15 protein-coding genes are annotated in these 14526 nt (G+C 38.9%); 4 read left to right on the forward strand and 11 right to left on the reverse strand.

Annotation, left to right across the window (positions count from 1 at the left end):
* Nucleotides 1-44: 44 nt before the first annotated feature.
* From KKW16_RS05445 to KKW16_RS05490, 10 genes are all read right to left on the reverse strand, one after another.
* Nucleotides 45-635 carry a YjaG family protein gene (locus tag KKW16_RS05445; RefSeq protein ID WP_048952928.1) on the reverse strand — a complete coding sequence of 197 codons (591 nt, stop codon included), beginning with the start codon at nt 633-635 and terminating at the stop codon, nt 45-47.
* Nucleotides 636-644: 9 nt separating this feature from the next.
* Complete coding sequence (gene hemE, locus KKW16_RS05450) at nt 645-1709, reverse strand: uroporphyrinogen decarboxylase (RefSeq protein WP_215768031.1); 1065 nt, start codon at nt 1707-1709, stop codon at nt 645-647.
* Nucleotides 1710-2510: an NAD(+) diphosphatase gene (gene nudC / locus KKW16_RS05455; protein WP_215768032.1), complete on the reverse strand. Its 801-nt coding sequence runs from the start codon at nt 2508-2510 to the stop codon at nt 1710-1712. It lies immediately after the preceding gene.
* A 67-nt stretch (nt 2511-2577) separates the two neighbouring features.
* Nucleotides 2578-3174 (reverse strand): Fe-S biogenesis protein NfuA, encoded by a 597-nt coding sequence (nfuA, locus tag KKW16_RS05460; protein ID WP_005634545.1) that lies wholly within the window; start codon nt 3172-3174, stop codon nt 2578-2580.
* Between the two features lie 77 nt (nt 3175-3251).
* On the reverse strand, nt 3252-3938 hold the full coding sequence (locus tag KKW16_RS05465) for a ComF family protein (protein ID WP_215768115.1): 687 nt from the start codon (nt 3936-3938) through the stop codon (nt 3252-3254).
* 12 nt (nt 3939-3950) lie between these two features.
* On the reverse strand, nt 3951-5288 hold the full coding sequence (locus KKW16_RS05470) for a type IV pilus secretin PilQ family protein (protein WP_215768033.1): 1338 nt from the start codon (nt 5286-5288) through the stop codon (nt 3951-3953).
* Between the two features lie 9 nt (nt 5289-5297).
* Nucleotides 5298-5711 carry a competence protein gene (locus KKW16_RS05475; RefSeq protein ID WP_215768034.1) on the reverse strand — a complete coding sequence of 138 codons (414 nt, stop codon included), beginning with the start codon at nt 5709-5711 and terminating at the stop codon, nt 5298-5300.
* The gene (comC, locus tag KKW16_RS05480; protein WP_215768035.1) at nt 5708-6229 is read right to left on the reverse strand and encodes a competence protein ComC; all 522 of its coding nucleotides are present in this window, start codon (nt 6227-6229) and stop codon (nt 5708-5710) included. Before comC ends, KKW16_RS05475 begins: the two co-directional genes overlap by 4 nt.
* A complete protein-coding gene (locus tag KKW16_RS05485) occupies nt 6226-6732 on the reverse strand; it encodes a PilN family protein (RefSeq protein ID WP_215768036.1) in 507 nt (168 codons plus the stop codon). Before KKW16_RS05485 ends, comC begins: the two co-directional genes overlap by 4 nt.
* Complete coding sequence (locus KKW16_RS05490; protein ID WP_215768037.1) at nt 6733-7530, reverse strand: type IV pilus biogenesis protein PilM; 798 nt, start codon at nt 7528-7530, stop codon at nt 6733-6735.
* A gap of 98 nt (nt 7531-7628) precedes the next feature.
* On the opposite strand from KKW16_RS05490, the gene KKW16_RS05495 reads away from it, so the two are divergent.
* Nucleotides 7629-10232: a penicillin-binding protein 1A gene (locus KKW16_RS05495; protein ID WP_215768038.1), complete on the forward strand. Its 2604-nt coding sequence runs from the start codon at nt 7629-7631 to the stop codon at nt 10230-10232.
* A 72-nt stretch (nt 10233-10304) separates the two neighbouring features.
* Entirely contained in the window at nt 10305-11150 is an 846-nt protein-coding gene (locus tag KKW16_RS05500; RefSeq protein WP_215768039.1) for a 23S rRNA (adenine(2030)-N(6))-methyltransferase RlmJ, read from the forward strand.
* A 66-nt stretch (nt 11151-11216) separates the two neighbouring features.
* Here KKW16_RS05500 and KKW16_RS05505 read toward each other — a convergent pair whose 3' ends face one another.
* The gene (locus KKW16_RS05505) at nt 11217-11558 is read right to left on the reverse strand and encodes a carboxymuconolactone decarboxylase family protein (protein WP_005627672.1); all 342 of its coding nucleotides are present in this window, start codon (nt 11556-11558) and stop codon (nt 11217-11219) included.
* 111 nt (nt 11559-11669) lie between these two features.
* Between KKW16_RS05505 and KKW16_RS05510 the strand changes: the two genes are divergently transcribed.
* Both KKW16_RS05510 and KKW16_RS05515 read left to right on the forward strand, forming a co-directional pair.
* Nucleotides 11670-12566 (forward strand): cupin domain-containing protein, encoded by an 897-nt coding sequence (locus KKW16_RS05510; protein WP_118805640.1) that lies wholly within the window; start codon nt 11670-11672, stop codon nt 12564-12566.
* A 78-nt stretch (nt 12567-12644) separates the two neighbouring features.
* On the forward strand, nt 12645-14489 hold the full coding sequence (locus tag KKW16_RS05515; RefSeq protein WP_215768040.1) for an ABC transporter ATP-binding protein: 1845 nt from the start codon (nt 12645-12647) through the stop codon (nt 14487-14489).
* Nucleotides 14490-14526: the final 37 nt, after the last annotated feature.

Genomic DNA, 14526 nt, shown 5'->3' on the forward strand with positions numbered 1-14526 from the left:
AAGAAATAAAAGAAAGATTTTCATTTTTTGTGACAAATATCACATTATTGATGGAATTCTATACCAATATTAGATATACCTTCAGCTCTAATTTCATTCTTTAAGCCTAAAATTAAAGCAATATCTCGCTTTTCACACTCTTTAAGCAAACGATAAACTTGCCATTGTATATCTAATTCACCTTGGATCTCTTCACTTTCTTTCAATTCATGTTCAGTCCAATCTCGTCCTGTTTCAGTTTCTAGCAAACTCGTGATTGTACCTAAAGAAATTTGACTAATTTCAACCGCTCTTTCTAAGGTTTCGCCCGCTATGATGCCGTGTAATATCTCTGAAAGAGATTGACACGCATCTAACGCTGGAATAACCCCAAAACTATTATAATCATTTACATCAGGAATAATTTCTTCTAATTTTTCAAGCTGACTCTCAAAATTGATTTTCGCATCTTTTACGGTTAAATATTCCCATACTAGATTAAGTATGTTTTGATAAACCTTTACTTCCATTTCAAGATTATTCATCTGACAGAATAAATTGAAATTAGGTGCCATTCGTTCACATAATGCAGCCATAAAAGTAAGATGTTGCCAACTTTCTAAATTCTCCAAACGTTTATGAATTGGATTTCGCATGATATTCTCTTATTTATGATAGATTCTAGAATAATGGTGCACCGCATCTACAAAAACTTTAGGTGCATTTTCTGGCACATCTTGATGAATTCCATGCCCAAGATTAAATACATGACCACTTCCAGTACCAAAATCAGCTAAAATTGACTGAACTTCTTGTTCTATACTCTCTGATGATGCATATAACACGCTTGGATCCATATTACCCTGCAATGCAACTTTATGCCCTACACGTGCTTTGGCATCAGCAAGATTCACTGTCCAATCTAATCCAATCGCATCACATCCGGTATTAGCTATGGCTTCTAACCATAAACCACCACCTTTGGTGAACAATGTGACAGGGACTCGACGACCATCATTCTCACGAATCAATCCATCTACAATTTTATGCATATACTGAAGAGAGAAATCTAAATATTCTCTATGTCCCAACACTCCGCCCCAAGTATCAAAGATCATCACAGCCTGAGCGCCAGCCTTAATTTGGGCATTCAAATAAAGCGTGATGGAATCAGCCAGTTTATCAAGTAATAAATGAAGTGTTTTCGGATCAGAATACATCATTTTTTTGATTTTTCCGAAGGTCTTACTTGAGCCACCCTCTACCATATAAGTAGCTAATGTCCAAGGACTACCAGAGAAACCAATAAGAGGTACCTCGCCTTTTAGCTCACCACGAATTGTGCGTACAGCATTCATAACATATTGAAGTTCGTCCTCAGGATCTGGAATAGGTAAATTTTCTACCGCGCTTTTACACTCAATTGGTCGGGCAAATTTAGGACCTTCCCCCGCACCAAAACTTAAACCTAGCCCCATAGCATCTGGAATAGTCAAAATATCAGAAAATAAAATCGCAGCATCTAAATCATAACGACGAAGGGGTTGGAGCGTCACCTCACAAGCTAAGTCAGCATTGCGACAAAGTGACATAAAATCTCCTGCTTGGGCACGCGTCGCTTTATATTCAGGCAAATAACGTCCAGCTTGACGCATCATCCAAACAGGGGTGTAATCCACTGATTCACGTAATAAAGCTTTTAAATAACGATCATTTTTTAATACTGACATTTAGATTTCCTTCTGATTATCCTCTGCTCGACAAAGCTCAAGCGTCGTATGTATAAGTTTATGTGCGATAGTACCTGTTGGCGGTAATTCTGGCAAGGGTTGATCATAAGAAAACCACTGCGCATCATGAATTTCACTTTCCTGCAAAGTAATTTCACCTCTCTCATAATCAGCCAGAAAACCGACCATTTGAGAATTCGGAAATGCCCAAGGCTGGCTACCAAAATAACGAATATTTTTTATCAAAATCCCTGTTTCCTCAAAAACCTCTCTACGCACCGCTTGCTCAAATGTTTCACCGACTTCTACAAAACCTGCAAGAGTGGTATACATTCCTCCGTTAGGGTGATAATGACGCTTGTGATTAGCAAGCAATATTTCTTTGCCACGTCGAACCGCAACAATAATGGATGGGCAAATTACAGGATAAGTTCGATACCCGCAGTGAGTACATTGCACGGCGAGTTCTTCTTGAATTTGTTGTGTTTTATGACCGCACTTTCCACAAAATTTATGGGTTTTCAGGAAATGATTAATTTCCACACCTCGGCTTAATACATGGAATTCATCCTCTGACAGTGAAAGTAATCCACGCAAACTTACATATTCCCGTTCATCACTTTCTTGCTCAGCCACAAGCCATAACGGATGATTTTTCCATTCACCGATTTGCATTGCCTGCAACCCTTCCATTCCAAGCGTTTTAGCCGTACCACAAGGCAACTCATTATTCAGCAAATAAAGATTCGAACCTTGAGTAAGCAACCAATAACCAAAATCATCTGGATGAAGTGTTTTCATTTTTTACTCCATAAAAATAACCGCACTTTCAAAGTGCGGTTATTATAAATCTTCTTTTTACCACTCACTAATAATAAGAGTGCTCTCCACGCTGATGTTCGGTTACATCTTTTGCACCTTTTAATTCATTAGGGAATAGGCTAATAAGTTGTTTTTCTACGCCATCTTTTAACGTAACGTCCACCATTGAGCAACCATTACAGCCACCACCAAATTGTAAAATTGCGTAACCATCTTCAGTAATTTCAATTAAGGTTATGCGTCCACCATGACTTGCAAGCTGTGGATTAATTTGAGTTTGTATCACATATTCAACACGTTCAATTAATGGCGCATCATCAGCCACCTTACGCATTTTGGCATTTGGTGCTTTTAAGGTAAGTTGCGCACCAAGTTCTTCGGTAACATAATCAATTTCTGCTTCTTCTAAGAAAGGCAGGCTGACCTCATCAATAAATGCAGAAAAAGTGTCATATTTCATTTCAAAATCACTTTCTTCTACGGCATTCGGTGGGCAATAAGATACGCCACATTCCGCGTTAGGTGTGCCTGGATTAACCACGAAAATACGAATATTCGTTCCTTCTTCTTGCGTGTCTAAAAGTTTTCGAAAATGCGCTTGTGCGGCATCAGAAATAGCGATTTGCTGGGTTGCTTGTTCCATAATATTATGTCCTAAATACTTGAGAGAAAGTATCGGGAATAATACGCTCATCGCGCTTTTTTTTCCAGTGCTTTATATTAAGCCCGCGCCAGCCCCCACACTTGGATCTCCTCTACACCTAATTTTCGCAATAATTTTGAGATTTCATTGAGTGTAGAACCAGTAGTAATTACATCATCCACCAGCGCGACACGACGATAAGGAAATTCATTTTTCGAAACAGCAAGAGAAAAGGCATTTTTTAAATTCTGACGACGATCTTTTGCAGTCAAACCACGTTGAGTATGCGTGTGTCTCACGCGTTTTACGATATTGTTCAAATTAGGAATACCCAGCCAACGACTTAATTGCTGAGATAATAAATCAGCCTGATTATAACCCCGTCGCCACTGACGAAAATGATATAAAGGCACTGGAATGATTGCTTCTGGTAATTTAAGTTGATGCGTTCGTTTAGCATCACGCACCGCAAGATATAAAAGTCGAGCTAAAGTGCGGTCAATCCAAAATTGATTTTGAAATTTAAAACGGTGAATCAATATAGAAAGTGGCTCAACATAATGCCCAATAATGACTATCTTATCCCAACTAGGTTCTTGTTTAAGGCAATTACCACAATGCTGCGCATAATATTGCAATTCCGCACCACAATGACCGCAATAAAGAAAAGATTTAATTTGTTTTTGGCAACGTGAACATAGCCCATTTTTTGCGATATGAAGATTACCACGACAGTGGATACAGCGAAAATTAAAAAAATTCATCATCTAAAAAAGTTATTTTTTACCCGCACTTTTTTGCTTCAAAGCCTCTAACGTTTCTCCTGCTTTTAAAATATGCGGTGTCACGAAAATCACTAGCTCACGTTTTTGATGTCGTTCACTTTCTTTACTAAACAATCGTTTAATCCCTGGTATATCGCCAAGTACTGGCACTTTATCTTCGCTTTTTGTGATCGTATCGTGGAACACGCCACCAAGCACAATGGTTTCCCCATCTTTGGCAAAAACCTGAGTATTAATTTCTTGCTTATCAATAGAAACCACCTCATTTTGTCCATAAGCGACACGAGAACCTGGAGAATTTTGGCTCACCAATAAATCAAGCAAAATATTGTTATCTTTAGAAATATGTGGCGTCACTTCCAAACCAAGCACTGCCTCACGAAATTCCACAGATTGTGTATCATTACGAGTGTTGCTCACGACGTAAGGAATTTCTGTTCCCTGTTTAATGCTCGCACTTTTCTTATTGGTAGTGAGTAAGCGGGGACTTGCGATAATTTCCACATTATTTTCACGCTCTAAAGCGCTCAATTCTAAATCAAGCAATCGCCCATTAATTTTCGCGACTTGTAATGCTATCGAGCCAGCAGGTGTCGTCGTTGTCGCAAAATTCACATTAAGATTATCCGCAATATTTTCAAAGCCATTGCCGGCTAAGCTACCCGCTACACGCCCCGCATTTTCCGTTGGATTAAAAATCCCCCACCGAACGCCAAGTTCTTTCAAACTCTCATCTGTTATCGTCACAATACGCGCTTCAATAGCAATCTGCTCAATAGGTTTATCCATTTCAGAAATTAGTTTTTTGATATTTTGTACAGAACGAGGTTCATCCTGAATAACCAGTAAATTACTGCGATCATCAAAGGTAATGCTCCCAGCAGGAGAAAGCAAAGAGCCACTTCCTGTCGTTAAGGACTTCATTAATTCAGAGGCTTTAGCAAAATGGAGTTTAACCGTATGACTCACTAAGTGCGGTTCATTTGTAGCAAGATTTCCTGCTACTTGACCTTTGCCTGGTTGCCCTCCATTCAGATAGTAAATGCCCTCATCTTTATTCAAAGTAAGCTTCTTACTTTTAGCAATTATTTGCAGCAAACGTGGCATATCAATATTGTCTAATTTCAACGAAACATTGCCTTCTAGCGTCTCATCCATCACTAAATTGATATCATGTTGAAAAGCTAATTGCTCCAGAGTTTGAGCTAAAGGCGCTTGCGATAAACGAATAAAAAAACGTTCATTATCAGTTTTGAGATTCGCAAAAACGATTAATGGCAACCCAAAACACATTAAAAAACAACCGCACTTTAAAAGATATTTCTTCATAATCTTCCTTTAAAAACTTAATTCTTTCTGTTCAGTGCTATCACATTGCTCACCGAGCTTACGCATAAATTGCACTTTATTTTGATGAATTTTTTCCACTAGATAGCCCTCTTTAGCCACATCAACGCCCTCTAAAACGCTGTAAATTTGCAAATCCTGATCCAGCAATAACGCCAACGCTTTATCTTTAGAAATCACTACCCCCACCAATTTTAAAGCGTTCAAAGGAATTTCAGCCGCTTGGCGATTTTCATCCACTCCGCATTGATTATTAGGTACATCAGAGGAAATTATTTCTGTCTGCTCCATTACTGTTTGTGCGTTATCAAACTGAGAAAGGTTACGCTGTGTTTTATCGAAAGGATCTTGTCCCCAACTGCAATTCATAAAAAATAATGCAACTAGGAAAAACCAATACTTCATTTTGCCTCCTTATCTAGCTGAAAAATGATCTCGGTTTGCAATGGGCCGTCTTCGGGTTTCATAAATTGCAGCCGACTGACAGAAAGCGGTGACGTATTAGCTAAAAGTGCGGTTAAAAATGTCTTCGTTTTTTCAAAATGCCCAGTAAGCTGTAAATGCAAAATAGGCTGTTGCCCCATTTCCCAACGTAAATTCTGAGATAAACCGTTACGCGCAGCTAAACGTTGAATTTGTTTATTCAAAGGCATAATTTGTGCAGCCAGTTCTGGAGAAAGTTTTCGACTTTCCGATTGCTGCTGTAAAGAAGTTAAAATTTTCTGTTGATGTAACAATTCTGAACGTTTCACCGCTAACTCATTTTCGATTTCATGAAAACGCGAGCTCCCCTCGATATAATCTAAAACGGGGCGAAAAATCACCACACTTAATAACAATAAAAAAGTTAAACCGTGTACATAAAAAGGCTGACTTAGCCATTTTCCAAAAGGAGTAAAAGGATCGTTAAAAAAGGCTTTCACTTTTCCTCTCCTTGCTCCATATCAAAGCGAAAAAACAATGTATGTTGTTCAGGCTGAACTTGACTTAATTTCACATTGGGAAAATGTTTATTTAAAAATTGATGTACCGATTCAAATTCTGTTTGATCTTGTGCTCGACCTTCCAAACTTAAGTTATAGGCATCTTGTTTAAATCGGTTTAATTCGCCTTTTTGAAGAGGCAATTCACTTAATCGCTGCAAACTATTTTGAACTTGCCCATTCGTGAGAGATTGCAAAACTTCACCAACTTTCACCGCACTACGTAACAGATCAATTTGAGTGGCAGTTTTGTGAAGTTGCTGATTGAGTTGCTCAAATAACTTTTGCTGCACCTGCAAATTTTGTTTCTGTTGTTCAATCAAATGGCTAAAAGCTAAGGCTAAATTGATCGCAAGTAAGATAAATAAAGCGAAATAAAAAACTAAACGACGTAAACGCTTTTGATGTTGATAAGTACGCCAAGGTAATAAATTCATCGACATTTAGTTACCCATTTTTTGTTGATATAAATCTTTTTGCCATAGTGCGTTACCAAGCGCAATAAAGGGTAAATCCGTTTCTACCCGCTGCCAGTTTTCTAGTAATCCCGTATGACTTGAAGGAATTTGATACACAAAAACTTGTTCAAGTTTTCCCTCAAAACGTTCCGTAAACTGCTCATAAAGTACAGTGAGATTTTCATGAGATTGTAAAATTTGCGATTGCTGAGTTCTTTCACAAATCGCCAAACAATAATCATCTTCTTGAAATAAAAATAAGGTATTTTCTGACCGCACTTGTTCATTCAACAAATATTGAAATGCACGCAAGATGCTATGAGGAACAACATCTAACACATTAATTCTAAATGGTTGAAAATCCTGCAGATAAGTTTGAGCACTCGCCTCTCGAATGGCCGTAATCTCTAAACGAAAACCTTGCTTTAACGGAGTAGAAATATAATCAAACCACAATTCATCCAAAGGAATAGGTAACTCTTTCTCAATCACAAATTTACATTGTTGATGACATTCTTGTGAATTTAATAGTTGCGGTAACATTAATACTTTCGACCAAGTCAAATGAGCAGAAATACTTGCCACAAACTGCAAAGGAAAGTTTTTCCCTTGAAATTGTATTTTTAAATGTTGTAAAAAACGATTTTTAAAATCTTTATCATTAACAAAGATTTGATAACATTGTGGTTGTTCTAACTCATCAAACCACACGAAATCAAAATAACCCTGCTTACGGTGAATACCAATTTGTAAAGTGCGGTGATTTTTCCGGGAGAATTGCATATTCTTTCCTATTCTTTAAAGGCTGAATCTTTTATACTTAGCAGCTAAATCATAGGTCTCTTGACAAGAATATTCATTAACAAAGCGAGAATTTTACGATGCGGATCGCAAAATTAATATTTAGCACCTTATTAACTTTATGTATTTTAGGTTTAGTCGCAGGCGGAATGCTGTATTTCCACCTAAAATCAGAATTGCCCTCAGTAGAAGCATTAAAAACCGTTGAATTACAACAGCCAATGCAGATTTATACGGCCGACGGTAAATTAATTGGTGAAGTGGGTGAGCAACGACGTATTCCAGTGAAATTAGCAGATGTACCACAACGCTTAATTGATGCATTTTTAGCAACGGAAGATAGCCGCTTTTATGATCACCATGGTCTCGATCCTATCGGCATTGCTCGCGCATTATTTGTTGCTGTGAATAATGGTGGCGCATCACAAGGTGCAAGTACGATCACCCAACAATTAGCGCGTAACTTTTTCTTAACCCCAGAAAAAACTATTATTCGTAAAGCTCGTGAAGCCGTGCTTGCGGTAGAAATTGAAAATACCCTCACCAAACAAGAAATCTTAGAGCTTTATTTAAATAAAATCTTTTTAGGCTATCGTTCTTATGGTGTTGCGGCTGCCGCACAAACCTATTTCGGTAAATCATTAAATGAATTGACATTATCGGAAATGGCCATTATCGCAGGCTTACCAAAAGCACCTTCAACCATGAACCCACTTTATTCTTTAAAACGTTCAGAAGAACGCCGCAATGTAGTGCTAAGCCGAATGTTAGATGAAAAATACATCAGCAAAGAAGAATATGATGCTGCATTAAAAGAGCCTATCGTCGCCAGTTATCATGGTGCAAAATTTGAATTTCGTGCTGATTATGTCACTGAAATGGTACGCCAAGAAATGGTTCGCCGTTTTGGTGAAGAAAATGCCTACACCAGTGGTTATAAAGTATTTACCACTGTACTTTCAAAAGACCAAGCTGAAGCCCAAAAAGCCGTACGTAACAACTTAATTGATTACGATATGCGTCGTGGGTATCGTGGTGGTGAGCCTTTATGGCAAAAAAATGAAGCGGCTTGGGATGATGAACGTATTCTAGCATTTTTACGTAAATTGCCAGATTCTGAACCATTTATTCCAGCGGCTGTGGTTGGCATGGCAAAAGGTGGTGCGGATCTATTATTAGCATCTGGTGAAAAAATGACGCTCTCCACTAATGCAATGCGTTGGACTGGCAGAAGCAATCCTGTAAAAGTAGGTGAGCAAATTTGGATTCGTCAACGCACTAATGGTGAATGGCAATTAGGACAAATTCCAGCAGCTAACTCTGCATTAGTATCGCTTAACTCAGATAATGGTGCGATTGAAGCAATTGTTGGTGGCTTTAGCTATGAACAAAGTAAGTTCAACCGTGCGACACAATCCTTAGTTCAAGTGGGTTCTTCTATCAAACCATTTATTTACGCAGCGGCATTAGAAAAAGGCTTAACGCTTTCTAGTGTATTACAAGACAGCCCAATTTCTATTCAAAAACCTGGACAAAAACTGTGGCAACCAAAAAATTCACCTGATCGTTATGATGGCCCAATGCGTTTACGAGTAGGATTAGGTCAATCTAAAAATATGATTGCTATTCGTGCGATCCAAACGGCAGGTATTGATTTCACAGCAGAATTTTTACAACGTTTTGGTTTTAAACGTGATCAATATTTTGCTAGTGAAGCCTTAGCGCTTGGCGCTGCCTCTTTCACACCATTAGAAATGGCTAGAGCTTATGCGGTGTTTGATAATGGCGGTTTCCTTATTGAACCTTATATCATTGAAAAAATTCAAGATAACGCGGGTAAAGACTTATTTGTTGCAAACCCTAAAATTGCTTGTATTGAGTGTAATGATATCCCAGTTGTTTATGGTGAAACGAAAGATAAAATCAACGGATTTGCGAATATTCCTTTAGGCGAAAATGCCTTAAAACCATCAGATGACAGTACAAACGGTGAAGAAGTTGATCAACAACCTGAAACTGTACCTGAACTGCCAGAATTACAGTCAAATGTCACCGCACTTAAAGAAGATGCGATTGATTTAATGGCGGATGCAAAAAATGGTTCATCTAAAACAGAATATGCCCCTCGAGTAATCAGTGGTGAGTTAGCATTTTTAATCCGTAGCGCCTTAAATACGGCGATTTATGGTGAACAAGGTTTAAGCTGGAAAGGAACCAGCTGGCGTATCGCACAAACCATTAAACGTAGCGATATAGGCGGCAAAACAGGTACCACCAATAGTGCAAAAGTGGCTTGGTATGCGGGATTTGGTGCAAACTTAGTAACCACAACTTATGTCGGGTTTGATGACAACAAACGCGAATTAGGTAAAGGTGAAGCAGGTGCGAAAACTGCAATGCCAGCTTGGGTCGCTTATATGAAAACTGCATTGAGCGACAAACCAGAACGTAAATTACCGTTACCTCCAAAAATTATGGAAAAAAGTATTGATACGATGACTGGTTTACTCTCTCCATCCAGTGGACGAAAAGAATACTTTATTGTGGGAACTGAACCAACCCGTACGTACGTTTCCGAAATGCAAGAACGCGGTTACTATGTTCCACCAGAATTACAACAACGCTTAAATGGTACTGGAGGAAAAGCGCCCGTGCCAGTTAGCCAGCCAGAAGAACTCTTCTAAAAATGACCGCACTTTAGTGCATAATCAGGTGAGTCAATTGGCTCGCCTTCGTTGTTAAACAAAGGATATATTATGCTGAGTTATCGTCACTCATTCCATGCGGGCAATCATGCTGATGTCTTGAAACATATCGTCTTAATGCTCATTTTGGAAAATCTTAAACTCAAAGAAAAAGGCTTTTTTTACTTAGATACGCACTCTGGCGTAGGGCGTTATCGTTTATCCTCAAACGAATCAGAAAAAACGGGGGAATATAAAGAAGGTATTGAACGCTTGTGGGATCAAACAGACTTACCCGAAGATGTTGCTCGTTATGTAAAAATGATCAAAAAACTCAATTATGGTGGCAAAGAACTACGTTATTACGCTGGCTCACCGTTAATTGCCGCGGAATTATTGCGCCCACAAGATCGCGCACTATTGACCGAACTTCATCCTAGCGATTATCCAATTCTTCGCAATAATTTTAGTGACTACAAAAATGTCACCGTAAAATGTGACAATGGCTTTCAACAAGTCAAAGCAACACTACCTCCAAAAGAACGTCGCGGCTTGGTGCTAATCGATCCGCCTTATGAATTAAAAGAAGATTATGATCTCGTCGTCAAAGCGATTGAAGAAGGTTATAAACGTTTTGCCACTGGTACCTATGCGATTTGGTATCCCATTGTATTACGCCAACAAACTAAACGTATTTTTAAGGGATTAGAAGCAACGGGGATTAGAAAAATTCTAAGAATTGAACTCGCTGTTCGTCCTGATAGCGATCAACGAGGTATGACAGCAAGCGGTATGGTAGTAATTAATCCACCTTGGACATTAGAAACCCAAATGAAAGAAATTTTGCCTTATCTCACAAAAACATTAGTTCCAGAAGGTACAGGAAGCTGGGCTGTCGAATGGATTACACCTGAATAGAAAAATGAGCATCACCAGAAGATAACGCTCATTTTAATCAACTTAACTCTATGGAATAACGGGTAATTAACCTTTCTGTACGTTATATGCTTCCAATGCACGTAAAGAATAAGTATAAGCAGCGCCTGCATTTAATGCGATAGACATTGCTAATGCTGCTGCCACTTCAGCTTCGCTTGCGCCAGCTTTTACAGCTTCTTCTGCGTGTACGCTAATGCAGCTTTCGCAACGAGTTGTTACCGCAACTGCTAATGCGATAAGTTCACGAGTTTTAGCGTCAAGCACATTGCCTTCTGCCGCTGCTGCGCCTAATGCTTGATAAGCTTGTAACATTTTTGGATATTGTTTACCTAACGCACCAAATGATTTTTTAACGTGTGATGTTTCTTCTTTCCAATCTGCAAACATAATGTTCTCCTAAATATATTGAATTAATAACGAACTGGTGTGGCAAATTATAGGCAGATTAGATTATGATACTTGCTTATTTATCTCAATTTTTATCGCTAACATCTCATTATGGATTATTTAGATAAACTCACCCATTTAGCACAAGTGCGTGGGGAAATTAATATTCGCTGTGAATTTCAAGGTGAATGGCAAGTTGCCCATCAAGAAAAAGATGCAGGAAAAGGCGTATTTCATCTTATTGAACAAGGCGAATGCTGGCTTACACTCGGACAAAAGCAATTTCATTTAAAGGAAGGTGATATCTTTTTCCTTCCCCAAAATCAACCGCACTTTATGCGTCATTCATCCAACCAAACAAAGGACGCATCATTGAAAAAAAGCTGGCAAGGTGCATTTGAATTGTATCAAGTAGGGCAAGGCACACCAGATTTAAAAATGTTCTGTGGAGCATTTTATTATCAGCAAGATGCTCTCCTTACAGCTTCTATGCCTGAATACTTGCATCTCAATTTATGTGATACACCGATTCATCCTTTGGTTCAGCTTTTTCTACAAGAAGCACAAAAAAACGATGCAGGTACAAAATCAGTCGTCGATGCACTTTCCAATGTACTTTTAATTTATATTTTACGCCATGCGATTCAAGAGAACTTAATTACTGGCGGTGTGCTACTCGCGTTGCAAGACAAGCGACTAAATGCAGTGCTAGGTGCGATATTACAACGCCCTCAAGAAGATTGGAGAATTGAACAATTAGCCGATCTTTCTGCAATGTCTCGTGCAAACTTTATTCGTGTTTTTCAACAACAACTTGGTATGTCGCCAGGGCGTTTTATTACTCAAGTGCGGTTACAATCGGCAGCATTTTTATTAAAACAATCCCAACAATCTGTGCTTGCCATTGCTTTAGAGGTAGGGTATCAATCGGAAGCGCATTTTAGTAAAGCCTTCAAGAATTACTACCAACTTTCGCCAAGCCAATACAGAAAATCTGCCAGCCTATAAATTGGAGAATTTTTGCGCTATAATCTCCAAGTTTTTTGAAAGGCAACATCTGTTGCCTTTTCTTTTTAAGGAAAAGATATGTTTAACAAAATTTTTTCGTGGTTTGAAAACCGCTTAAATCCTTATCCAGAAGGTAATCCAACAACACCTAAAAAAGGCTTATTGCGTTTTATTTGGTCTAGCATTGAAGGAATGAAAAGCTGGATTCTCTTACTGACAGTGCTAACGGTTGGTACTGGTGTAATGGAAGCCATATTATTCCAATTTATGGGAACGCTTGTAGATTGGTTAGGGACATTTACACCTGAGACATTATGGCAAGAAAAAGGTCATTTATTAATTGGCATGGCTGCCCTATTACTTGTTAGCATTGTGTGGGGATTTTTAGCCTCTACCGTACGTTTACAAACCTTACAAGGCGTATTTCCAATGCGATTACGTTGGAATTTCCATCGTTTAATGCTTGGGCAAAGTTTGAGTTTTTATCAAGATGAATTTGCTGGCAGAGTATCTGCCAAAGTAATGCAAACCGCACTTGCTGTTCGTGATACAGTGCTCACACTGGCGGATATGTTTGTATATGTCATCGTATATTTTATTACATCAGGATTAGTTCTCGCAGCATTAGATTCTTGGTTCTTACTGCCATTTATTGCTTGGATTACGATTTTTATTTTTATCCTACGAACCCTCATTCCTAAATTATCAAAAACGGCACAACGACAAGCTGATGCTCGCTCTTTAATGACAGGACGCATTACAGATGCTTATTCCAATATTGCCACAGTAAAATTATTCTCTCATGGTTCGCGAGAGGCCGCTTATGCCAAACGTTCTATGGAAGATTTTATGGTGACGGTACACGCCCAAATGCGCTTAGCAACATCACTGGACACGCTCACTTATGCAGCTAATATTTTACTTACACTAAGCACCGCCGTACTCGGAATTATCTTATGGAAAAATGGTCAAGTTGGCGTGGGTGCAATAGCAACTGCAACGGCAATGGCATTACGAGTAAATGGACTATCTCGCTGGATTATGTGGGAATCTGCCCGTTTGTTTGAAAATATCGGAACCGTAAATGACGGAATGAATACTTTAACTAAACCTCATACCATTGTAGATAAACCACAAGCATCGCCGTTACAAGTGAAACAAGGGGAAATTAAATTTAACGATATTACCTTTGCTTATGATCCGACAAAACCATTGCTCAATCATTTCAATCTTACCATCAAACCTGGCGAAAAAGTTGGGCTAATCGGTCGCTCAGGTGCAGGAAAATCTACAATTGTGAACTTGTTGCTTCGTTTCTATGAAGCACAACAAGGTGCGATTACCATTGACGGGCAAAATGTACTAGATGTGCAACAAGAAAGCCTACGCTGCCAAATCGGTTTAGTGACTCAAGACACTTCGCTGCTACATCGCTCTGTTCGTGACAATATTATTTATGGACGACCTAATGCTACAGATGAAGAAATGGTTTTAGCTGCTGAACGAGCGGAAGCCGCTGATTTCATTCCATTCCTTACTGATGCTCAGGGCAGAAAAGGCTATGATGCCCATGTGGGTGAACGCGGTGTAAAACTTTCAGGTGGTCAGCGTCAGCGCATTGCTATTGCTCGTGTCATGTTAAAAGATGCACCAATTCTATTGTTGGATGAAGCCACAAGCGCACTGGATTCTGAAGTAGAAGTGGCAATACAAGAAAGTCTCGATAAGATGATGGAAAATAAAACAGTAATTGCTATTGCCCATCGTTTATCCACTATCGCGGCTATGGATCGCCTGATTGTGCTTGATAAAGGACAAATTGTCGAACAAGGTACCCATGCTGAATTACTGGAACAAAATGGACTATATGCAAAACTATGGGCTCACCAAAGCGGTGGATTCTTGAGTGAACATACAGAATAAAACCCAAAGTGCGGTTTGTTTTTGCCTATTTTTTATT

The sequence above is a fragment of the Haemophilus sp. SZY H8 genome, assembly GCF_018829755.1.
Classification (GTDB): domain Bacteria; phylum Pseudomonadota; class Gammaproteobacteria; order Enterobacterales; family Pasteurellaceae; genus Haemophilus; species Haemophilus haemolyticus_K.